The 21,277-nt window shown below is 69.0% G+C and carries 18 protein-coding genes and 1 pseudogene; 16 read left to right on the top strand and 3 right to left on the bottom strand.

The window, feature by feature from the left end; all coding sequences use genetic code 11:
* Positions 1 to 209 precede the first annotated feature (209 nt).
* The 3 genes and pseudogenes from QE444_RS23645 to QE444_RS15275 all read right to left on the bottom strand — a co-directional run bounded on the left by QE444_RS23645 (position 210) and on the right by QE444_RS15275 (position 3,218).
* A complete protein-coding gene (locus tag QE444_RS23645) occupies positions 210 to 1,082 on the bottom strand; it encodes a methyl-accepting chemotaxis protein (RefSeq protein ID WP_405046474.1) in 873 nt (290 codons plus the stop codon).
* Positions 1,065 to 2,261: pseudogene (locus tag QE444_RS23650) on the bottom strand (methyl-accepting chemotaxis protein); the annotation flags it as partial. The pseudogene QE444_RS23650 and the gene QE444_RS23645, both read right to left, overlap by 18 nt.
* Positions 2,262 to 2,294: 33 nt before the next feature.
* Positions 2,295 to 3,218 (bottom strand): LysR family transcriptional regulator, encoded by a 924-nt coding sequence (locus QE444_RS15275; protein WP_187979418.1) that lies wholly within the window; start codon positions 3,216 to 3,218, stop codon positions 2,295 to 2,297.
* 367 nt (positions 3,219 to 3,585) lie between these two features.
* Between QE444_RS15275 and QE444_RS15280 the strand changes: the two genes are divergently transcribed.
* The 16 genes from QE444_RS15280 (at position 3,586) to mdcH (ending at position 21,205) form a co-directional block, all read left to right on the top strand.
* Positions 3,586 to 4,749 (top strand): isovaleryl-CoA dehydrogenase, encoded by a 1,164-nt coding sequence (locus QE444_RS15280; RefSeq protein ID WP_309739548.1) that lies wholly within the window; start codon positions 3,586 to 3,588, stop codon positions 4,747 to 4,749.
* 10 nt (positions 4,750 to 4,759) lie between these two features.
* Positions 4,760 to 6,367, top strand: a complete 1,608-nt coding sequence (locus QE444_RS15285) for a carboxyl transferase domain-containing protein (protein ID WP_187979420.1) — start codon at positions 4,760 to 4,762, stop codon at positions 6,365 to 6,367.
* 3 nt (positions 6,368 to 6,370) lie between these two features.
* A complete protein-coding gene (locus tag QE444_RS15290) occupies positions 6,371 to 7,171 on the top strand; it encodes an enoyl-CoA hydratase-related protein (RefSeq protein WP_187979421.1) in 801 nt (266 codons plus the stop codon).
* Positions 7,168 to 9,102 (top strand): acetyl/propionyl/methylcrotonyl-CoA carboxylase subunit alpha, encoded by a 1,935-nt coding sequence (locus QE444_RS15295; RefSeq protein ID WP_309739552.1) that lies wholly within the window; start codon positions 7,168 to 7,170, stop codon positions 9,100 to 9,102. The genes QE444_RS15290 and QE444_RS15295 overlap by 4 nt, the downstream gene beginning before the upstream one ends.
* On the top strand, positions 9,099 to 10,013 hold the full coding sequence (locus QE444_RS15300) for a hydroxymethylglutaryl-CoA lyase (RefSeq protein ID WP_309739554.1): 915 nt from the start codon (positions 9,099 to 9,101) through the stop codon (positions 10,011 to 10,013). The genes QE444_RS15295 and QE444_RS15300 overlap by 4 nt, the downstream gene beginning before the upstream one ends.
* 79 nt (positions 10,014 to 10,092) lie before the next feature.
* A complete protein-coding gene (locus QE444_RS15305; protein ID WP_309739556.1) occupies positions 10,093 to 11,127 on the top strand; it encodes a LacI family DNA-binding transcriptional regulator in 1,035 nt (344 codons plus the stop codon).
* Between the two features lie 148 nt (positions 11,128 to 11,275).
* Entirely contained in the window at positions 11,276 to 12,631 is a 1,356-nt protein-coding gene (locus tag QE444_RS15310) for an MFS transporter (RefSeq protein WP_133860710.1), read from the top strand.
* Positions 12,632 to 12,649: 18 nt separating this feature from the next.
* Positions 12,650 to 14,008, top strand: a complete 1,359-nt coding sequence (gene gudD, locus QE444_RS15315; RefSeq protein WP_187979425.1) for a glucarate dehydratase — start codon at positions 12,650 to 12,652, stop codon at positions 14,006 to 14,008.
* 205 nt (positions 14,009 to 14,213) lie between these two features.
* Positions 14,214 to 14,924: a YfdX family protein gene (locus QE444_RS15320; RefSeq protein WP_285388985.1), complete on the top strand. Its 711-nt coding sequence runs from the start codon at positions 14,214 to 14,216 to the stop codon at positions 14,922 to 14,924.
* Positions 14,925 to 15,053: 129 nt separating this feature from the next.
* Positions 15,054 to 16,730 carry a malonate decarboxylase subunit alpha gene (mdcA, locus tag QE444_RS15325; protein WP_158896446.1) on the top strand — a complete coding sequence of 559 codons (1,677 nt, stop codon included), beginning with the start codon at positions 15,054 to 15,056 and terminating at the stop codon, positions 16,728 to 16,730.
* Positions 16,730 to 17,587, top strand: coding sequence for a triphosphoribosyl-dephospho-CoA synthase (locus QE444_RS15330; protein WP_273862057.1), 858 nt, complete (start codon positions 16,730 to 16,732; stop codon positions 17,585 to 17,587). The genes mdcA and QE444_RS15330 overlap by 1 nt, the downstream gene beginning before the upstream one ends.
* Positions 17,587 to 17,901, top strand: a complete 315-nt coding sequence (locus tag QE444_RS15335) for a malonate decarboxylase subunit delta (protein WP_133860715.1) — start codon at positions 17,587 to 17,589, stop codon at positions 17,899 to 17,901. The genes QE444_RS15330 and QE444_RS15335 overlap by 1 nt, the downstream gene beginning before the upstream one ends.
* Positions 17,894 to 18,760: a biotin-independent malonate decarboxylase subunit beta gene (locus QE444_RS15340; protein WP_309739562.1), complete on the top strand. Its 867-nt coding sequence runs from the start codon at positions 17,894 to 17,896 to the stop codon at positions 18,758 to 18,760. The genes QE444_RS15335 and QE444_RS15340 overlap by 8 nt, the downstream gene beginning before the upstream one ends.
* Positions 18,757 to 19,572, top strand: coding sequence for a biotin-independent malonate decarboxylase subunit gamma (mdcE, locus tag QE444_RS15345; protein WP_280307615.1), 816 nt, complete (start codon positions 18,757 to 18,759; stop codon positions 19,570 to 19,572). The genes QE444_RS15340 and mdcE overlap by 4 nt, the downstream gene beginning before the upstream one ends.
* A gap of 11 nt (positions 19,573 to 19,583) precedes the next feature.
* Entirely contained in the window at positions 19,584 to 20,273 is a 690-nt protein-coding gene (locus QE444_RS15350; protein ID WP_309739566.1) for a malonate decarboxylase holo-ACP synthase, read from the top strand.
* On the top strand, positions 20,270 to 21,205 hold the full coding sequence (gene mdcH / locus QE444_RS15355) for a malonate decarboxylase subunit epsilon (RefSeq protein ID WP_309739568.1): 936 nt from the start codon (positions 20,270 to 20,272) through the stop codon (positions 21,203 to 21,205). Before QE444_RS15350 ends, mdcH begins: the two co-directional genes overlap by 4 nt.
* The last annotated feature ends 72 nt before the right edge of the window (positions 21,206 to 21,277 follow it).

Raw genomic sequence — 21,277 nt, forward strand, 5'->3', positions numbered from 1 at the left:
GCGGCCTCACCTCCCAGCGCGCGGCGTTCCTCCCTGCATGACCCACCTCGCGCGTCCGGATCCGGGCGCGCGCAGCACGCCGGATCGCCGGCAGCGGGTTGGCGAAGGCCAGGACCCGCACTGACGTTCGCGAGGAGAGCGCTCGCCGCAGCCGCCTTCGCCCGGCGAGCCTCATCCGCCCCTGTGGAGGGTCGAGGCCTTTGACGTGCCTACAGGCGGAAGCGACTGATCCGGGCGGTCAATTCCGCACCCAGCTGTCCCAGTTCCGCGCTGGCCGCGGACATCTCCTGGCTGGAACTGACACTGGCTTCCGCCAGGGCCTCGACGACGGCGACGCTCTGCCCGACCTCACCGGCGACCCGGCTCTGCTCTTCGGCGGCGGCCGCGATCTGCAGGTTCATCGCCTGCATGCTCGTGACCTGGCTGCCGATGAGTTGCAACGCCTCGCCAGCGTGCTGGATCAGGGTCACCGCCTGGCCGGTCTGCGAACGACTGGCGTCCATGCGCGCCGCGGCCTGAGCGGCGCGGCCACGCAGATCGGCGACGCTGCGCTCGATCTCGGTGACCGACTGCTGGGTGCTACGAGCCAGGTTGCGCACCTCGTCCGCCACCACCGCGAAGCCACGTCCGGCCTCCCCGGCGCGGGCCGCCTCGATGGCCGCGTTGAGCGCCAGCAGGTTGGTCTGCTCGGCGACCGCCTTGATGACCCCGGTGACCGCGCCGATACGCTCGCTCTCGCGCAACAGCGCATCCATCGCCGTGGCGGCCTGCACCATCTCCTGCACCAGCGCGTCAACCGCGGTGATCGCCTGGCGTACCCGTGCATCGCCATCGTCCGCCGCGCGCTCGACCTGCCGAGAGGTCTGGGACGCCATTTCGGCATGGGTGGCCACCTCCTGGGCACTGGCGGTCAACTGCACGATGGCGGTAGCCACCAGGCGCGTTTCCTGGCCCTGGCGTTCCACTCCGTCACGCGTCCGCTCGGCGCTGCCGGTGAGCCCCTGAGCCGCGCCTTGCAGCTGCGTGGTGCTCTCCCGGACCTGGCCGACCAGCTCGCGCAAGCCGGCGGTCATCTCGCCCATGCTGGCCTGCAACTGACCGAGTTCGTCCCGCCGCGTCACCGGCGGCACGGACGACAGATCACCACCGGCGATGCGCCGGGCCTGCTGCAGCGAGGCGCGCAGCGGCTGCATCAGTTGGCGGGTGATGAGCCAGCCGGCCAGCAGACCGGCCAGCAACGCCAGCACGCTGATCAGCGCCAGCCAGCGATAGGCCTGCTCGCTGGCCGCCTCGCGCTGGACGATGGTCTGGCGCACCAGCTGGCGCCCGGTGTCGAGCAGGCGGTCTTCCAGGCCGCGCAGTGCCTCGGCGGCCTGGGCGGCCTGCTGGTTGGCCTGCTGGAAGGTGCCGATGGAGTCCTGGTAATGCAGCAGTGCCTCTTCGGCCCGCCGCAGGATGGGCGCGTCGCGGCTGGAGGCACTGGCCAGGCGGCGTTGCAGTTCGGCGACCGTGGCCGTCATGTCGGCATTCGCCTTGGCCTCCTGGGCGGGATCGCCACCGAGCAGGTAGCGCTGCAGGCTGTACCTCACCTCGCGCAGGCGGCGCTCCAGTACGCCGATGGCCCGGAATTGGCCGAGTCGCTGGCCGGGATAGAGTTCGGGTGCTTCGTTGGTGGCCAGGTTCTGCTCGATCTCACCCACGCCCTGCAACGCTTCGTCGGCACGGGTGCCGAGCAGGGTCGCCGCTTCACCGCGCCGCTTATAGGCGCTCACCTGAGCGGTAAAGGTCTGCGCATAGGCAGCGGCCAATTCGCTCTGCGCGTCGAGCAGGTGCTGGCTGGCGGCGTCCAGGCCCAGCCGCTGCAATGCCGCCTGCTGCTCGCGCAAGGCGGCCAGACGCGCCGTCACAGGCTGGGCCACGGCTTCGCCGACCGCCTGGGCATCGGCCTGCCGGGCGATGCCCAGGTCCTTCGCCGCCTCGGTGAGTTCACCGATGGCCGCCAGGCGGTCGCCGCTGCGCGCCAGCAGGCCGATGGTGCTCCACCCGGTCGCGGCGATGGTCAGGGTCAGCAGCAGGACGCTGCCAAAACCCAGGGCCAGCTTGAGGGTCGTCTTCAGATCCTTGAACCAGGTGCGCATACGCATCTCCTTATCGAAGCGAGGCTCTTGGCAAGCCCCGGCTGAACCGCCCAATAGATGGATTATGGTATACCAGCCGACATTCAAGACGTTTTCCTTCGTCTCCGCCAGCGCCACGTTCATCCGGTCCGGCGGAAGCCCTGTTGCGGGGTGCGCCTAACGTTCACGGGCCTCGCCACTCGCCGACACCAGGAACTGGCGAAACGCCTGGGCACCGGCCCCCAGGCGGTCTTCGGGACTCCAGATCAGGCCCAGCTCCATGGGCGGGATGGCGTCGGCCACCGGCCGGGCTTCCAGTTTGCGGCCTTCCAGCGACCAGCCGCGATAGAGCATGTCGGAGAGGATGGTCACGCCGAAGCCATGGGCGACCAGGCCGCGCAGGGACTCCATGGACGAAGTCTTGAACACCACGTTGGGCGCAAGACCCGCCGCGTGCCAGTAGCGCAGGGTCGAGGTCTCCCCTTCGTCCACCGTGGCGAGGATGTAGGGATAGGGAGCGATGTCGGCCAGGGTGACGCGCTCCGCTGCCAGCAGCGGATGGGCGATGGGCAGCCAGAGCTGGCGCGGCGAGCGCATCAGCAGGTGGCGCTCGAAGGGCTGGGTGGCGTCGACGTTGGAGATGACGGTGAGGCCCAGCTCCAGGGTGCCATCGGTGATGCCGGCCTCGATGCTGGGCCGGTCCATGTCGCGCAGGTCGATGTCGATCTGCGGATAGCTGCGCTTGAAGCGCGCCAGCAGGGTCGGCAGGTAGTAGCCGAGCACCGCATAGGAGGCGCCGACGCGCGCCTGGCCGGTCAGGGCATGGCTCTGGAACAGCGGCTGGCTGACGGCGTCCTGCAGGGTATCGAGGATATGCCGGGCATGGTGATAGAACTGATGCCCCTCGGCCGTGAGCTTGACGCCGTGGGGCAGGCGCTCGAATAGCCGCACGGCGAGCAGCGCCTCCAGCTGGCTGACCGCCGTGGTGACCGCCGACTGGCTGACGTTGACCGCGCTGGCGGCCAGGGAAAACTGGCTGTTCTCGGCGGCGGCGACGAAGTAGCGCAGCTGCCGCATCGAAATGTCCTTGAGCACTGCCATCTGATTTTCCAATACCTGGATTCTATTTTTATCGTTTCACGATAGCGCATTTCCTCTCCTAGACTCAGAGGCACAGGCGCGCCGCCTTCCTCTCGCGGTCGCCATGACAAGAATAATGAACAGGAGGACGGACCATGCGCGCCCTGGCGCCCGCGTTCCTCAGCCGCGCTCCGCGCGCACCCTTGTCCTGCCGTCGGCCGCCCTGCCCGACGGTTTTCCAGCGTCCACCTGCGCGCCACGCCCGCGCCTGGCCATCAGCGCTGCCCCGTCCTGTTTCTTTCAGCTCCGCGCCGTACCGGGTGGCCGCCCCATGCGCGCCCGATCGGCCGACCGCTCTCACCCGACAATCCCAACAACAGGTGACCCCATGAGCTACCCGAGTCTCAACTTCGCCCTGGGCGAGACCCTCGATCTGCTGCGCGATCAGGTGCGCACCCTGGTCGCCCGCGAGGTAGCGCCTCGCGCGGGCGAGATCGATGCCAGCAACAGCTTTCCCATGGACCTGTGGCGCACCTTTGGTGACCTGGGCTTGCTCGGCATCACCGTGGGCGAGGAATACGGCGGCGCAGGACTCGGCTATCTGGCCCATGCGGTGGCCATGGAGGAGATCAGCCGCGGCTCCGCCTCGGTCGCCCTGTCCTATGGCGCTCACTCCAATCTCTGTGTCAACCAGATCCACCGCAACGGCAGCGCCGAGCAGAAGGCGCGCTACCTGCCCCGGCTGGTCAGCGGCGAGCACATTGGCGCCCTGGCCATGAGCGAACCCAATGCCGGCTCGGACGTGGTCTCCATGAAGCTGCGCGCCGACCGCCGCGGCGATCGCTTCGTGCTCAACGGCAGCAAGACCTGGATCACCAACGGGCCCGATGCCCACACCTATGTCATCTATGCCAAGACCGAGCCGGAGAAGGCTGCCCATGGCATCACCACCTTCATCGTCGAGCGTGACTGGACCGGTTTCAGCCGCGGCAGCAAGTTCGACAAGCTGGGCATGCGCGGCTCCAACACCTGCGAGCTGTTCTTCGACGACGTGGAGGTGCCGGAGGAAAACGTGCTGGGCCAGGTCAATGGCGGGGTCAGGGTGCTGATGAGCGGCCTGGACTACGAGCGCGTGGTCCTCGCCGGCGGCCCGGTGGGCATCATGCAGGCCTGCCTGGACGTGGTCCTGCCCTACGTCCATGACCGCAAGCAATTCGGCCAGAGCATCGGCGAATTCCAGCTGATCCAGGGTAAGGTGGCCGACCTCTATACCGGCCTCGCCGCCAGCCGCGCCTATCTCTATGCGGTGGCTCAGGCCTGCGACCGCGGCGAGACCACCCGCAAGGACGCTGCCGGGGTGATCCTCTATACCGCCGAGAAGGCTACCCAGATGGCGCTGGAAGCCATCCAGATCCTGGGTGGCAACGGCTATATCAACGAATACCCCACCGGCCGCCTGCTGCGCGACGCCAAGCTCTACGAGATCGGCGCCGGCACCAGCGAGATTCGCCGCATGCTGATCGGCCGCGAGCTGTTCAACGAAACCCGGTGAGGACGCCTTAATGACCGTGCTGACCTCCACGCTGAACCGGCGCACCCCGGACTACCAGCGCAACGCCGCCGCCATGGCCGCGCAGCTGGCCCGGCTCGACCAATTGCTGGCGCGCATCCGCGAAGGCGGCGGTGCCAAGGCCCAGGCGCGCCATACCGCGCGCGGCAAGCTGCTGCCCCGCCAGCGCATCGATCTCCTGCTGGACCCGGGCTCGCCCTTCCTGGAGATCGGCGCCCTGGCCGCCCTCGACGTCTACGAGGAAGAGGTACCGGCCGCCGGGGTGGTGGCCGGCATCGGCCGCATCGAGGGCGTCGAGTGCATGATCATCGCCAACGACGCCACCGTGAAAGGCGGCTCCTACTATCCGCTGACGGTGAAGAAGCACCTGCGCGCCCAGGCCATCGCCCTGCAGAATCGCCTGCCCTGCCTTTATCTGGTGGATTCCGGCGGCGCCAACCTGCCCCGCCAGGAAGACGTCTTCCCCGACCGGGAGCACTTCGGGCGGATCTTCTTCAACCAGGCGACCATGAGCGCCCAGGGCATCCCGCAGATCGCCGTGGTCATGGGCTCCTGCACCGCCGGCGGCGCCTATGTGCCGGCCATGAGCGACGAGACCATCATGGTGCGCCAGCAGGCCACCATCTTTCTCGCCGGCCCGCCACTGGTGAAGGCCGCCACCGGCGAGGTGGTCAGCGCCGAGGAACTAGGCGGCGCCGATGTCCACTGCCGTACCTCCGGCGTGGCCGATCACTACGCCGAGAACGACGCCCATGCCCTGGCCCTGGCGCGGCGCTGCATCGCCAACCTCAACTGGCGCAAGCTGGGCGAGCTGCAACTGAAGACGCCCAGCGCACCGCTGTATCCGGCCGAGGAGCTGCACGGCCTGGTCCCGGTCGACCCCAAGCAGCCGCTGGAGGTGCGCGAGGTGATCGCGCGGCTGGTGGACGGCAGCGTCTTCGATGAATTCAAGGCGCAATTCGGTACCACCCTGGTCTGCGGCTTCGCTCATCTGCACGGCCATCCGGTGGCCATCCTCGGCAACAACGGCATCCTCTTCGCCGAATCGGCGCAGAAAGGCGCGCACTTCATCGAACTGGCCTGCCAGAGACGCATCCCGCTGCTGTTCCTGCAGAACATCACCGGCTTCATGGTCGGCAAGAAATATGAAGAAGGCGGCATCGCCAAGCACGGCGCCAAGCTGGTTACCGCGGTGGCCTGCGCCCGGGTGCCCAAGTTCACCGTGATCATCGGCGGCAGCTTTGGCGCCGGCAACTACGGCATGTGCGGTCGCGCCTACGATCCACGCTTCCTGTGGATGTGGCCCAACGCGCGTATCGGCGTGATGGGCGCCGAGCAGGCGGCCGGGGTGCTGGTGCAGGTCAAGCGCGAGCAGGCCGAACGTGCCGGCGAGGTCTTCGACGACGAAGAGGCGGCGCGCATCAAGGGCCCCATCGTCGAGCAGTACGAGCGCCAGGCCCATGCCCATTACTCCAGCGCGCGGTTGTGGGATGACGGGGTGATCGACCCGGCCCAGACCCGCGAGGTCCTCGCCCTGGCCCTGTCGGCCAGTCTCAACGCCCCGCTCGAGCCGACGACCTTCGGCATCTTCCGGATGTAGGCCATGACTGACTTCCACACCCTGGAACTGATCCGCGATCCGCGCGGCTTCGCCACCCTCTGGCTCGACCGTCCGGATCGCCACAATGCCCTGGATGCGCAGCTGATCGCCGAGCTGGGCACCGTGCTGGCCGAGATCGCCAGCGATCAGGAACTGCGCTTCCTGCTCCTGCGCGGCCGCGGGCGGCACTTCTGCGCCGGCGCCGACCTGGCCTGGATGCAGGCCTCGGCCAATCTGGACGCCGCCGCCAACCGCGCCGACAGCGAGCGGCTGGCCGAGGTTATGTATCGCCTGCAGGCCCTGCCGCTGCCCACCCTGGCGGTGGTCCAAGGCGCGGCCTTTGGCGGCGCCGTGGGCCTGGTCAGCTGCTGCGACCTGGCCCTGGCCGCCAGTGACGCTACCTTCTGCCTGTCGGAGGTGCGCATCGGCCTGGTGCCGGCGGTCATCGGCCCCTTCGTGATCCGCGCCCTGGGCGAGCGGGCAGCGCGGCGCTACATGCTCGGCGCCGAGCGCTTCTCCGGCGAACGCGCCGCCGAGCTGGGCCTGGTGGCCGAGACCGCCGCGGCCGCCGACCTGGAGGCACTGGTCGAGGCCTGGATCGCCCGACTGCTGGACAACGGCCCCCAGGCATTGCGCGCCTGCAAGCGGCTGCTGGACGGCGCTGGCGAAGGCACACCCAGCGCCCAGGTGCGCTCGTTCACCGAGAGCCTGATCGCCGCCGTGCGTGTCACCCCCGAAGCCCAGGAAGGCCTGCAGGCCTTCCTGGAAAAACGTCGCCCCGCCTGGCAGGAGAACTCGCCATGACCTTCGACCGTCTGCTGGTCGCCAACCGCGGCGAGATCGCCTGTCGGGTGATGCGCACCGCCAAGGCCCTCGGCCTGGGCACCGTCGCCGTGCACAGCGCCATCGATGCTGGCGCCCGTCACGTGCGCCAGGCCGACCAGGCGGTGGACCTGGGCGGGACCAAGCCGGCCGACAGCTATCTGCTGGGCGAGCGCATCATCGCCGCTGCCCTGACCACCGGCGCCCAGGCGATCCATCCCGGCTACGGCTTTCTCTCCGAGAACGCCGCCTTCGCCGAGGCGGTGGCCGCGGCCGGGCTGGTCTTCGTCGGGCCACCCGCGGCAGCGATCCGCGCCATGGGCAGCAAGTCCGCGGCCAAGGCGCTGATGACCGACGCCGGAGTGCCCCTGGTGCCGGGGTATCACGGCGAGGACCAGTCCCTGGCCAGCTTTCGCGACGCCGCGGCGCGCATCGGCTATCCGGTGCTGCTCAAGGCCACCGCCGGCGGCGGCGGCAAGGGCATGAAGATCGTCGAGCGCGAAGCCGACCTGGCCGAAGGCCTCGCCTCGGCCCAGCGCGAAGCGCGCGCCGCCTTTGGCGATGCGCGGATGCTGGTGGAGAAATACGTGCTGCAACCGCGCCACGTGGAGATCCAGGTCTTCGCCGACGGGCACGGCCACTGCCTCTATCTCAACGAACGCGACTGTTCCATCCAGCGCCGTCACCAGAAGGTGATCGAGGAAGCCCCCGCGCCGGGTCTTACGCCCGCGTTGCGCCGGGCTATGGGCGAGGCGGCGGTGCAGGCGGCCCAGGCCATCGGCTACGTCGGCGCCGGCACCGTGGAATTCCTGCTCGACGCCCGCGGCGACTTCTTCTTCATGGAGATGAATACCCGGTTGCAGGTGGAGCACCCGGTCACCGAGGCCATCACCGGTCTGGACCTGGTGGCCTGGCAGCTGCGCGTGGCCGCTGGCGAGCCCCTGCCCCTCACCCAGGCCCAGGTGCCGCTGCACGGCCATGCCATCGAGGTACGGCTCTATGCCGAGGACACCGACCAGGGCTTCCTGCCGGCCTCGGGCACCCTGCAGCTCTATCGCGAGCCGGCGGCCGGTCCGGGGCGGCGGGTGGACAGCGGCGTGGAGGAAGGCGACGAGGTGTCGCCCTTCTACGATCCCATGCTGGCCAAGCTGATCGCCTGGGGCGACAACCGCGAACAGGCGCGCAAGCGCTTGCTGGCCATGCTCGACGACACCGCGGTGGGCGGCTTCGCCACCAACCTCGCCTTCCTGCAGCGCCTGCTCGCCCATCCGGCCTTTGCCGCGGCCGAGCTGGACACCGGCTTCATCGAGCGTCACCGGGATGCCTTGCTGCCCGCACCCGGAGAGCTGACCGACGCCTTCTGGACATTGGCGGCCCAGGCCTGGCTGGCAACGCTGCCGGCCCATGCCGATTCGACGTCACCCTGGGCTTCCCGCCAGGGCTGGCGCCTGGGTGGGCCATCACTTGTCTCGCTACGCCTGGCCTGTCGCGGAGAGGTGCGCGCCGTCGCCCTGCCCGGTTCGGCGGCGGTCGAGCTGAATGGTGATCGCCTCCACTGGCAGGCCGAGGGCATCCGTCAGAGCACACACCTCCATCGCCGTGGGCAAACGCTGTTTATGGAGTGGCAGAACCGCCTCGAAGTCGTCACCTGGGCCGATCCGCTGGCCGAGGTCAAGCGCCAGGCCGATGCAGGCGGACTCACGGCACCGATGAACGCCAGCGTGGTCGCCGTACCGGTGGCCGTCGGCGACACCGTGGAAGCCGGTACCCCGCTGGTGATACTGGAGGCGATGAAGATGGAGCACAGCATCCGCGCGCCCCGTGCGGGCGTCGTGGCCGCGCTGTTCTGCAGCCCTGGCGAACTGGTGGCCGAGGGCACTGCCCTGGTGGAACTGGAGGAGGCCGCACCATGAGCGAGGGCCTGCCGTCCCGGGTGCGGGTGGTCGAGGTCGGGCCACGCGATGGCCTGCAGAACGAACCCCAGGCGCTGGACGTCGCCGAGCGCATCCAGCTGTGCAAGGCGCTGATCGCTAGCGGCGTGCAGCATCTGGAGGTGGGCAGCTTCGTCTCGCCCCGCTGGGTGCCGCAGATGGCCGGGACCGCCGAGGTACTGGCGGGACTCGGGCGGCCGCCGGGCGTGGTCCGTTCGGTGCTGGTGCCCAATATGCAGGGCTTCGAGGCCGCCCTGGCTACGGGAGTGGATGAGATCGCCGTCTTCGCCGCTGCCTCGGAGGGCTTCTCCGAGCGCAATATCAATTGCTCCATCGCCGAGAGCCTGGCGCGCTTCGTGCCCGTGGTCGAGGGCGCGCGGGCGGCGGGCATCCGGGTCCGCGGCTATGTGTCCTGTGTGCTGGGCTGCCCCTACGACGGCGCGATCGCCCCGGACCAGGTGGCCACCGTGACCCGCGAGCTGCTGGAGCTGGGCTGCGCCGAGGTCTCCCTGGGCGATACCATCGGCGTCGGCACCCCGGGCCGCACCCGGGCGCTCTGGCAGCGAGTCGGTCGGGAGGTGCCGCTCGGCCGCCTGGCCGGGCATTTCCACGACACCTATGGCCAGGCCCTGGCCAACGTCTACGCCAGCCTGCTCGAAGGCATCGCGGTGTTCGACAGCTCCATCGCCGGGCTGGGCGGCTGTCCCTATGCCCGGGGCGCCAGCGGCAATGTCGCCAGCGAAGACCTGGTCTATCTGCTGGATGGGCTGGGCCTGGCGACCGGCGTCGACCTCGCCAGACTGGTCGAGGCCGGGCAGGACGTCTCCGCCCTGCTGGGTCGATCCAATCAGTCGCGGGTCGGCCGCGCCCGGGCGGCGCGAGCGGTCGACTAGCAGGGGCACTGGCGAGCGCCCATGGCAACCGCCGGGGCTTGCTCCCATAATGGCGGCCTCTCTCACCCAAGGACCCGCTTTGGCCAGGAAGTCCCGACGCGAACTTGCCCAGCTCGATGGCACCACCGAGCTGCCCCTCACCGTGCGCGAGGTCGCCCTCGCCGCCGGGGTGTCGCCCATTACCGTATCCCGGGCCCTGCACCGACCGAGCCTGGTGAGCGCCGCCACCCGCGAGCATGTCCTGGCCGTGGTCAAGGAGCTGGGCTACGTGCCCAATCTGCTGGCGGGCAGCCTCGCCTCCAGCAAGAGCCGGCTGGTGGCCATCCTCCTCCCCACCATCGCCAATTCCATCTACGCCACCGTGGTGCAGGCGATCATGGATCGCCTCACCGAGGCGGGCTACCAGGCGCTGATCGGTCCCACCGGCTATTCGCCGGAAAAGGAAGAGGAATTGCTGGAAGCCATCCTTGGCCGCCGCCCCGATGGCATCGTCCTCACCGGCACCCTGCACACCCCGGCCAGTCGCGCACGGCTGGCGGCGCTGAACATCCCGGTGGTGGAAGCCTGGGACCTGAGCGCCGAGGCCCTGGACATGCAGGTGGGCTTTTCCCACGAGCAGGTCGGCGTCGCCCTGGCGGAGCACTTCGTCGCCCGTGGCTATCGCCGCTTTGGGGTGATCTCGGTGGACGATCCCCGCGCCATGCGCCGCAACCTGGCCCTGCAGGCCCGCCTGGTGGCGCTGGGCATCCCCGAACTGCCCATGGAGGTGCTGCCGCTGCCCGCCACCTGGGAAGTCGGCCGGATCGGCCTGGCGCGCCTGCTGGAACGCCCCGAGCCGCCGGAGCTGGTGCTGTGCAGCTCTGACACCCTGGCCCTGGGCGTGGTCGCCGAAGCCAGCAGCCGCGGCCTGCGCATTCCCGCGCAACTGGCGGTGGTCGGCTTCGGCGACACCACCAATGGCCGCTTCGCCACCCCGGCGCTGTCCACGGTCAGCGTCAATGCCGACGCCATGGGCCAGCGGGTCGCCCAGGCGCTGCTCGACCGTCTCGCGGGCGAGCGGACCGCGGTAAGTCTCGATACCGGTTTCGCCCTGATCGAGCGCCAGAGCTCCTAGCGGATTTTTTGCACGCGGCCACAGATTTAGCGGTTGAATGATAACGTTATCTGTTTAATGATAGCGCTATCGTTGTCAGACGACTTACAACATAAGCCCGCTACACGATGTCAGCCCGCACACAAAAACAAACCAGTGGGAGCTTTCCATGCACGAAACCAAGCAGACGCGCGTCCGCTATCTGATCCTGTTCATGCTGTTCGTCGTGACCACGATCAACTACGCCGACCGCGCCACCATTTCCATCGCCGGCTCCGCCCTGCAAAAAGACCTCGGCATCAGTGCCGTCTCTCTCGGCTTCATCTTCTCCGCCTTCGGTTGGGCCTATGTGCTCGGCCAGATCCCCGGCGGCTGGCTGCTCGATCGCTTCGGTTCGAAGAAGGTCTATGCGGCGAGCATCTTCACCTGGTCGGTGTTCACCATGCTGCAAGGCTACATCGGTGAATTCGGCATCGGCACCGCGGTATTCCTGCTGTTCGCCCTGAGATTCATGGTCGGCCTGGCCGAAGCACCCTCCTTCCCCGGCAACGCCCGTATCGTCGCCGCCTGGTTCCCCACCAAGGAGCGCGGCACCGCCTCGGCGATCTTCAACTCGGCGCAGTACTTCGCCACCGTGCTGTTCGCGCCGCTGATGGGCTGGATCGTCTACCACTTCGGCTGGCAGCACGTCTTCGTGGTGATGGGCGCCCTGGGTATCGCCTTCTCGGCGGTCTGGCTGGCGGTGATCTACAGCCCCCGCGAACATCCCCGCGCCAATGCCGCCGAGATCGACTACATCGCCAGCAACGGCGGCCTGGTCGACCTGGACACTCCCGGCAAGAAGAGCGAAGGCCCGAAGTGGAGCTACATCGGCCAGCTGCTGACCAATCGCATGATGGCCGGCATCTACCTGGGCCAGTTCTGCATCAACGCCCTCACCTACTTCTTCCTCACCTGGTTCCCCGTCTACCTGGTGCAGGAACGCGGCATGACCATCCTCAAGGCCGGCATCATCGCCTCCCTGCCGGCCATCTGCGGCTTCATCGGCGGCGTGCTCGGCGGGGTCATCTCCGACTACCTGCTGCGCCGCGGCAGCAGCCTGAGCGTGGCGCGCAAGACCCCCATCGTCGCCGGCATGCTGCTGTCGATGAGCATGATCCTCTGCAACTACGTCGACGCCGACTGGATGGTGGTGGGCTTCATGGCCATGGCCTTCTTCGGCAAGGGCATCGGCGCCCTGGGCTGGGCGGTGGTTTCCGACACCTCGCCCAAGCAGATCGCCGGCCTCTCCGGTGGCCTGTTCAACACCATCGGCAACCTGTCCTCCATCACCACCCCGATCATCATCGGCTACATCATCGCCGCCACCGGCTCGTTCAAGATGGCCCTGGTGTTCGTCGGTGCCAACGCCCTGGTGGCGGCCATAAGTTACCTGTTCGTCGTCGGCGAGATCAAGCGTGTCGAGTTGCGCGGTGTGCCCACGCCGCCCGCCGAAGCCCCGCTCGCCGCTGAAACCCCTCGCTGATCACCAAGGAGCCCGACCATGACGCAATTCAACGCCACGCCTGCCCTGCACACCGGCACCCCGGTGGTCACCTCGCTGGAAGTCGTGCCCGTCGCCGGCCAGGACAGCATGCTGCTCAACCTCAGCGGCGCCCACGGTCCCTACTTCACCCGCAACGTGCTGATCCTCAAGGACAACGCCGGTCGCACCGGCGTCGGCGAGGTGCCCGGCGGCGAGACCATCCGCCAGACGCTGGAAGACGCCCGCCAGTTCCTGATCGGCCAGCCACTGGGCCAGTACCAGCGCATCCTCGGCCAGGTCCGCCAGGCCTTCGCCGGGCGTGATGCCAGCGGTCGTGGCCTGCAGACCTTCGACCTGCGCGTCACCATCCATGCGGTGACCGCCATCGAAGCCGCCCTGCTCGACCTGCTCGGTCAGCACCTGGAGGTTCCGGTAGCCGCCCTGCTCGGCGAAGGCCAGCAGCGCGATGCCGTGGAGATGCTTGGCTACCTGTTCTATGTCGGCGACCGCAACAAGACCACGCTGGACTACCGCAGCGAAGCCGACAGCGACGACGCCTGGTTCCGCGTGCGCAACGAAGAGGCCCTGAGCCCGGAGACCGTGGTGCGCCTGGCCGAGGCCGCCTATGACCGCTACGGCTTCAAGGACTTCAAGCTCAAGGGTGGCGTGCTCAGTGGCGATGCCGAGATCGAGGCGGTCACCGCCCTGGCCGAGCGCTTCCCGGAGGCGCGCGTGACCCTGGACCCCAATGGCGCCTGGTCGCTCAAGGAAGCCATCCGCCTGTGCCGCGACCAGCACCAGGTGCTGGCCTACGCCGAGGACCCCTGTGGCGCCGAGAACGGCTATTCCGGACGCGAGGTGATGGCCGAATTCCGCCGCGCCACCGGCCTGCCTACCGCCACCAACATGATCGCCACCGACTGGCGCCAGATGGGTCACGCCATCCAGCTGCAATCGGTGGACATCCCCCTGGCCGATCCGCACTTCTGGACCATGCAGGGCTCGGTGCGGGTGGCGCAGATGTGCAACGACTGGGGCCTGACCTGGGGTTCGCACTCCAACAACCACTTCGACATCTCCCTGGCCATGTTCACCCATGTCGCCGCCGCGGCGCCGGGCAAGATCACCGCCATCGACACCCACTGGATCTGGCAGGATGGTCAACGCCTCACCCGCCAGCCGCTGGAGATCAAGGGCGGCCTGGTCGCGGTGCCGCAGCAGGGTGGCCTTGGCGTGGAGCTGGATCTGGACGCCCTCGCCCGCGCCCACGAGCTGTACAAGACCAAGGGCCTGGGCGCGCGGGACGACGCCATGGCCATGCAATTCCTCTCGCCCAACTGGACCTTCGATAACAAGAAGCCCTGCCTGGTGCGCTGAGACGCCCCAGCCCGCCAGCAGCGCCCGCTCCGGAATCTCCGGGGCGGGCGCTGCTTCCGTTTCAGCGTCCGACACATCGGATTACACCTACTGATAGCCTGCTAAGCGATCGTTAAGCTCACCGGATCGACACTAACCCCAAGGTATCTCGCAGCCCCGCCCGATACCCCGCGGTTCCAGTCACTTTCGTATCCGGGAGAAGCACATGAACCTCAATCGTCGTATCGCCAAGAGCCTTCTCGTCCTGACCATCGCCTCGGTGTTTTCCACCGCCGCCCTGGCCGACACCCGACCCGATGTCGCCACCCAGCAGGTCGCCACCCTGCCGGCGATATCCCAGCAGGGCCAATCGGCCTTCAGGGACGTGATCGCCGCGCGCCAGGATCTCTTCGGAGGTCACGTCGATCAGGCCAAGCAGCAGCTGGGTGCCGCCGAGAGCGCCCTGCAAACGGCCCAGACCGACAAGACCGCCTATCTCAAGTCGGCCAAAGACCTGCGGGGTCAGGACGGCAAACTCATGCAGGTCTCCGCGCAGGACGCCAAGGCCACGTCCTGGCTGCCGATCTGGAGCGGTATGGCGCTGCGTGACGACTATGTCGCCACCCCGGCCAAGAATCAGGCCGTGGCCCAGGCCAACGAGAAGATCCAGCAGGGTGACACCCAGGGCGCTGGCGCGATCCTCAAGGTGGCCGGCGTCGACGTCGACTACTCCACCGCAGTGCTGCCGGCCCAGGAAACCCTGGACCTGGTGCACAGGGCCAACCAGGAGCTGGGCCACGAGCAATACTGGCAGGCGAACCTCACGCTCAAGCAGGTGCAGAACAGCCTGAGATTCGACAACGCCAATGTCGACGTGACCCCCACCAGCTGGTTCTCCAGGACCACCACGGTCTTCACCCCGGTCGACAAGACCTGAGCCGGGCGCAGACCCCTGAGGCCAATGGAATCGTTAACTTCAGCGTAACGATTCCGTCCTCAGGTTGATTGAACGCCCGGCAGTCGAGGTCTAGGGTGACTCCACGACAGGTGATTCGTGGAGATCCCAATGACAACGACATCCTCCCCACCGGCTCGGATCGCCAGGCGCCGCAGCGACAAGCAGCAGCGCCTGGACCGGGTGGCCACGCTGGCCGATGGCAAGGTGTTGCCCACCGCCTCCATCGTCGCGGCCCTGGAACAGCTGCTGGCCCCCGGCGACCGGGTGGTGCTGGAAGGCAACAACCAGAAGCAGGCCGACTTCCTCTCCCGCAGCCTTGCCCAGGTCGATCCGGCCCGGCTGCACGACCTGCACATGATCATGCCCAGCGTAGGTCGCGCCGAGCACCTGGACCTGTTCGAGCGCGGCATCGCCCGCAAGCTGGACTTCTCCTTTGCCGGCACCCAGAGCCTGAGGATCAGCCAGCTGCTGGAGGACGGGCTGCTCGAAGTCGGCGCCATCCACACCTACATCGAACTCTATGCCCGGCTGCTGGTGGACCTGATTCCCAAGGTGGTACTCAGCGCCGGCTTCATGGCCGATCGCGCCGGCAATATCTACACCGGTCCCAGTACCGAGGACAGCCCGGCGCTGATCGAGCCGGCGGCCTTCAGCGACGGCATCGTCATCGTCCAGGTCAACCAGCTGGTGGACGACGTGTCCGAACTGCCGCGAGTCGACATCCCCGCGGACTGGGTGGATTTCGTGGTGGTGGCCGACCGGCCCTTCTATATCGAGCCGCTGTTCACCCGCGATCCGCGCCACATCAAGCCGGTGCACGTGCTGATGGCGATGATGGCGATCCGCGGCATCTATGAACGCCACCAGGTGCAGTCGCTCAACCATGGCATCGGCTTCAACACCGCGGCCATCGAGCTGATCCTGCCCACCTACGGCGAGCGCCTGGGCCTCAAGGGCAAGATCTGCCGGCACTGGACGCTCAATCCCCACCCCACGCTGATCCCGGCCATCGAGAGCGGCTGGGTGGAAAGCGTGCACTGCTTCGGCACCGAACTGGGCATGGAGGGCTATATCGCCCAGCGCCCGGACGTCTTCTTCACCGGTCGCGATGGCTCGCTCCGCTCCAACCGGCTGCTCTGCCAGCTGGCCGGTCAGTACGCCGTGGACCTGTTCATCGGCGCCACCCTGCAGGTGGATGGCGACGGCCATTCCTCCACCGTGACGCGGGGGCGCCTGGCCGGCTTCGGTGGCGCGCCGAACATGGGCCATGATCCGCACGGTCGGCGTCACCCCACCCCGGCCTGGCTGGACATGCGGCAGCAGACCGGCGACGGCGCACCGGCCCTGCTCGAACGCGGCAGGAAGCTGGTGGTGCAGATGGTCGAGACCTTCCAGGAAGGCGGCAAGCCCACCTTCGTCGACACCCTGGACGCCGTGGAGGTGGCGCGCAAGAGCGGCATGCCGCTGGCGCCCATCATGGTCTATGGCGACGACGTCACCCACCTGCTCACCGAGGAAGGCATCGCCTATCTCTACCGCGCCCGCTCCCTGGAAGAGCGCCGGGCGATGATCGCCGCCGTGGCCGGGGTCACCGCCATCGGCCTGCGCAGCGATCCGGCCGAGGCCCGCCGCCTGCGCCAGGAAGGCCTGGTGGCCCTGCCCGAGGACCTCGGCATCCGCCGCACCGATGCCAGTCGCGAGCTGCTCGCCGCCAAGAGCATCGGCGAGCTGGTGGAATGGTCCGGCGGCCTCTATCAACCCCCGGCCAAGTTCAGGAGCTGGTGATGCGCGCCCTCGCCCGCCGTACCTCATCGCCCGCCGAGCGCCTGGCCGAGTGGGCCGTATCCGCCCTGGTGGACGAAGCCGAACTCTCGCCCAAGCCGGCCCTGGTGGATCGCCGCGGCCAGGGCGCCCACGGTGATCTCAGCCTTGGCCTGATGCTGACCTCGGCCCAGGCCCTGCAGCCCTGCTTCCAGGCCATGGCCGAAGCCGCAGAGCGAGGGCTGCCCGCCGCCGAACTGCGCCGCCTGATCGGCCAACTGGGGCGTGACGGCGAAGCCGCCATGCTGCAGGTCACCCACGGGGTCAACACTCACCGCGGCGCCATCTGGGCGCTGGGGCTGCTGGTGACGGCGACCGTGCATGAACGTCCGACTTCCACCCAGGCGCTGTGCCTGGCGGCCGGGCGCCTGGCCAGCCTGCCCGATCCGGACGTGCCCCAGGCAGCGCCCAGCCATGGCCAGCGCGTCGCCCAGCGCTATGGCGTCGGCGGCGCCCGGGCCGAGGCCGCCGCGGGCTTTCCTGCCATCCACCAGCGCGGTCTGCCGCAGTTGCGCGCCAGCCGCCAGGCCGGTGCGGGCGAACAGAACGCTCGCCTGGATGCGCTCCTGGCCATCATGACCGCGCTGGACGATACCTGCGTGCTGCACCGGGGCGGCCCGGCGGCCCTCACCACCATGCAGCAGGGCGCCCGCGCCGTGCTGCAGGCCGGGGGCAGCGCCAGTCTCGCCGGGCGGCGCCAGCTGCTGACCCTGGATCGCCAGTTGCTGGCCGCCAACGCCTCTCCCGGCGGCGCCGCCGATCTCTTGGCCGCTACCCTTCTCGTCGATCGCCTGGAGCCATGGCTCCCTGGAGACCTCTGATGGAACACTTCACCTGCCGCTATCCGGCCAGCCAGCGCCGCCAGGGCCGTGCCCTGGTGGGCTGCGTCGGCTCGGGGGACCTGGAAGTCCTCCTCGAACCCGCCAACGCCGACTTCACCCTCAAGGTGACCACCTCGGTCAACGGCAGCGAACCGCGCTGGCGTGCCCTCTTCGACCGGCTGTTCGCCACCCGTGAGGACCTGCCGGCCCTGACCCTCGACATCCATGACTTCGGCGCCACCCCGGGCGTGGTGCGCCTGCGCCTGGAGCAGGGTCTGGAAACCCTCGACCTGGAGGACAGCACCCATGGCTGAAGCCACCCTTCCCGATGTCCAGGAGCTGCTGCACAGCCGCAGCTTCGTCGAACTCGGCGCCCGCGAGCGGGCCCGTGTGGTACTCGATGCCGGCAGCTTTCGCGAGCTGGTCGGTCCCTTCGAACGGCTGATGTCGCCGTGGCTGCCCAAGCAGGGCATCGTCTGCCAGGCCGATGACGGCGTGGTGGTGGCCAAGGGGCTGATCGACGGCCAGCCCGCGGTGGTCTGCGCCATCGAGGGCGCCTTCCAGGGTGGCAGCATGGGCGAAGTGGGCGGCGCCAAGATCGCCGGTGCCCTGGAGCTGGCGCTGGAAGACAATCTCGCCGGCACCCCGACCCGCGCCGTGCTGCTGCTGGAAACCGGCGGCGTGCGCCTGCAGGAAGCCAATCTGGGGCTGGCCGCCATCGCCGAGATCCAGGCGGGCATCGTCGCCTTGCGCGCGCACCAGCCGGTCATTGGCGTCATCGCTGGCAGCGTCGGCTGCTTTGGGGGCATGTCCATCGCCGCGGGTCTGTGCAGTCAGCTGATCGTCACCCGCGAGGCCCGCCTGGGACTCAATGGGCCCCAGGTGATCGAACAGGAAGCCGGCATCGAGGAATACGATTCCCGCGACCGCCCCTTCATCTGGAGTCTGACCGGCGGCGAACAGCGGGTCGCCACGGGCCTGGCCGATATCTTCGTCGCCGACGACAGCGCCGCCGTGACTGCCGCCATCCGCCAGAGCTTTACCCAGGGCGCTGCCGACGCCTACCGCAGCCAGCAAGCCGAACACTACCTGACGCGCCTCGAGGATCTCGACACCCGTCCCCAGGCGGACGCCGCCGCGGTCCGCCACCTCTATGCCGGAGACCAGCCATGAGCACCCAGCCTTCGCAACGCGGCCTGACCTGGTTCCAGGCCCTGGCCGGCCAGGGTGAGGCCGTCGCCGGCCTGCCCGCCTCCCTGCGCGTCGCCGACCTCGAACTGGCCGGACGCCCCGCGCGCTGGCTGGCGGTGGTAGCGGATGCCGAGAATCCCTTTCCCCGGGCCCGCCAGGGCGAGGTCGGTCTGCTGGAGGGTTGGGGCCTGGCCCGGGCCATCCAGCAGTCCATTGCCGAGGATCGTGACGCCGCGGTGAAACGCACCCTGATCGCCCTGGTGGACGTGCCCAGCCAGGCCTACGGTCGCCGCGAGGAAGCCTATGGCATCCACCAGGCCCTGGCCGGGGCCGCCGGGGCCTACGCCGAGGCGCGCTTGGCCGGCCACCCGGTACTGGGCCTGCTGGTGGGCAAGGCCATGTCCGGCGGCTTTCTCGCCCATGGCTACCAGGCCAATCGCCTGCTGGCCCTGCGCGATCCCCAGGTGCAGGTGCATGCCATGGGCAAGGCCTCGGCCGCGCGGGTCACCCTGCGCAGTGTCGAGGAGCTGGAACGCCTGGCGGCGGACATCCCCCCCATGGCCTACGACCTGGACAGCTATGCCTCCCTGGGCCTGCTCTGGCGCCAGCTGGAGGTGGCCCAGCCCGACCAGCCCTCGACTGCAGATCTGCAGCAGGTACGCCAGGCCCTGGTCGAGGCCCAGGCCGATGTGCTCGCCAGCGGTACCACCGATCTCAAACTCCGGCTGGACGGCGCCAACCGCGCGGCCTCTCGCGCAGTACGTGAACGCCTGCGGGCGGGATGGAGCGCGTGATGAGCGGGCGGATGGCGGGATCGTTGGGCTTCGCTGCGCTCAACCCAACCTGCGAGGCTCAGGTAGGTTGGGTTGAGCGCAGCGAAGCCCAACACCGGCCCCACGACCTCCTCTGGGGCCTCACCCCGGACGCCCTGCCCGCGCGCGCCCCCAGTTGGGCCCACCAGGTCGCCCAAACCGGCCTGCCCGTCGTCGTCCGCCGCGCGACACCTGAGCCCGGCCGCATCCCGGTCGGCCTGCGCGGCACCACCCGCGCCGAGCGGCTGGCGGCCTGGCTGGAGCCTGCTGTCGTACTGCAGCGGCGGTCTCCCGAGGCGCTGCGGATCACGAACGGCTGCCGCGATCTGCCCGTCTTCGACACCCTTGGCCGCTTACAAACCCGGCTGGATGACCTGGGCCTGCCCTGGGGCCCCACCGGCGCCGCGGGCTACGAACTGGCCTCTGGCTGGCCAGCCCTGCATGCGGGGAGCGATCTGGATCTGCTGATCCGTTGCGCAGCCCCGCTGCCACGCGAGCAGGCGCGGGCCCTGCTGGCGTCCCTGCAAACACAGGCGCTCTGTCGCCTGGATATCCTGCTGGAGACCCCGCTCGGCGGCGTGGCCCTGGCGGATTGGGCGGCGAACGCGCCCAGGGTGCTGCTCAAGACCGCTGCCGGTCCCCAGCTGGTAGGCGATCCCTGGCCAGAGGCACGCGCCGCATGAGTACCCTCTTCCAGTTTCCCGGCCAGGGTGCCCAGCGTTCCGGCATGCTGCATGCCCTGCCCGACGACGCCGAGGTCCGGCGGACGTTGGCGGAAGCCGCCGCGGTGCTGGACCTCGATCCCTTGAACCTGGACTCCGTCCAGGCCCTGGAACATACCCGCGCCGTGCAGCTCTGCCTGCTGATCGCCGGCGTCGCCACGGCGCGCCTGCTGCTGAGCCGCGGACCGGCGCCACAGCTGGTGGCGGGCTTGTCCATCGGAGCCTATGCCGCCGCGGTGGTGGCCGAGGCCCTGGACTTCGCCGATGCGCTGCGCCTGGTGGCCCGTCGCGGCGAATTGATGCAGGTGGCCTACCCGTCCGGCTACGGCATGCTGGCGATCCTGGGCCTGGGGCGTGGCGCGGTGGAGAGCCTGGTCGCTGACCACCATCGCCCTGCCGCGCCGCTGTACCTGGCCAATGCCAATGCCGAGCAGCAATACGTGGTCGCGGGCAGCGATGCCGGCCTGGCCGCGCTGGCCGAAGCCGCGCGCGCCCAGGGTGCCGCAGCGGCCAAGCGCCTGGCCATGAGCGTGCCGTCCCACTGCCCGCTCCTCGCCGAAGCCGCCCAGACTCTGAATAAGGCCTTTGCCGAGGTCGAGCTACGCGCGCCCCGGCTGGCCTATCTGAGCGGTACCTCGGCAAGACGGCTGGTGCGTGCCGAGCAGTTGCGCGACGACCTGGCCTTCAACATGGCGCGGACCATCGAATGGCACGCCACCCTGGAAGCCGCCCGCGAGCGCGGCGTGCGCCTGGCCATCGAGCTGGCGCCGGGCAGCGTGCTCAGCCAACTGGCCAGGCGCGTACTGCCCGCCAGCGGCGTACTGGCCTGGCAGGATACCCACCCCGAAACCCTGGACGCGCTGCGGCGCGAGGAGGCGGCGCGACCGGACTGAACATTCCCCATACGGCGGCTGCCCTCACCCCCGCCCTCTCCCCGCGGGAGAGGGGGTAAAAGCGCGAGCAGC

Source organism: Pseudomonas sp. SORGH_AS_0199 (genome assembly GCF_031453735.1).
Taxonomy (GTDB): Bacteria; Pseudomonadota; Gammaproteobacteria; order Pseudomonadales; family Pseudomonadaceae; genus Chryseomonas; species Chryseomonas aestiva.

Bases quoted from the DNA above. Each gene is read 5' to 3' on its own strand.
- QE444_RS23645 (WP_405046474.1), bottom strand. From the start codon at position 1,082: ATGGGCGAGATGACCGCCGGCTTGCGCGAGCTGGTCGGCCAGGTCCGG.
- QE444_RS15275 (WP_187979418.1), bottom strand. From the start codon at position 3,218: ATGGCAGTGCTCAAGGACATTTCGATGCGGCAGCTGCGCTACTTCGTC.
- QE444_RS15280 (WP_309739548.1), top strand. From the start codon at position 3,586: ATGAGCTACCCGAGTCTCAACTTCGCCCTGGGCGAGACCCTCGATCTG.
- QE444_RS15285 (WP_187979420.1), top strand. From the start codon at position 4,760: ATGACCGTGCTGACCTCCACGCTGAACCGGCGCACCCCGGACTACCAG.
- QE444_RS15290 (WP_187979421.1), top strand. From the start codon at position 6,371: ATGACTGACTTCCACACCCTGGAACTGATCCGCGATCCGCGCGGCTTC.
- QE444_RS15295 (WP_309739552.1), top strand. From the start codon at position 7,168: ATGACCTTCGACCGTCTGCTGGTCGCCAACCGCGGCGAGATCGCCTGT.
- QE444_RS15300 (WP_309739554.1), top strand. From the start codon at position 9,099: ATGAGCGAGGGCCTGCCGTCCCGGGTGCGGGTGGTCGAGGTCGGGCCA.
- QE444_RS15310 (WP_133860710.1), top strand. From the start codon at position 11,276: ATGCACGAAACCAAGCAGACGCGCGTCCGCTATCTGATCCTGTTCATG.
- gudD (WP_187979425.1), top strand. From the start codon at position 12,650: ATGACGCAATTCAACGCCACGCCTGCCCTGCACACCGGCACCCCGGTG.
- QE444_RS15320 (WP_285388985.1), top strand. From the start codon at position 14,214: ATGAACCTCAATCGTCGTATCGCCAAGAGCCTTCTCGTCCTGACCATC.
- mdcA (WP_158896446.1), top strand. From the start codon at position 15,054: ATGACAACGACATCCTCCCCACCGGCTCGGATCGCCAGGCGCCGCAGC.
- QE444_RS15330 (WP_273862057.1), top strand. From the start codon at position 16,730: ATGCGCGCCCTCGCCCGCCGTACCTCATCGCCCGCCGAGCGCCTGGCC.
- QE444_RS15335 (WP_133860715.1), top strand. From the start codon at position 17,587: ATGGAACACTTCACCTGCCGCTATCCGGCCAGCCAGCGCCGCCAGGGC.
- QE444_RS15340 (WP_309739562.1), top strand. From the start codon at position 17,894: ATGGCTGAAGCCACCCTTCCCGATGTCCAGGAGCTGCTGCACAGCCGC.
- mdcE (WP_280307615.1), top strand. From the start codon at position 18,757: ATGAGCACCCAGCCTTCGCAACGCGGCCTGACCTGGTTCCAGGCCCTG.
- QE444_RS15350 (WP_309739566.1), top strand. From the start codon at position 19,584: ATGGCGGGATCGTTGGGCTTCGCTGCGCTCAACCCAACCTGCGAGGCT.
- mdcH (WP_309739568.1), top strand. From the start codon at position 20,270: ATGAGTACCCTCTTCCAGTTTCCCGGCCAGGGTGCCCAGCGTTCCGGC.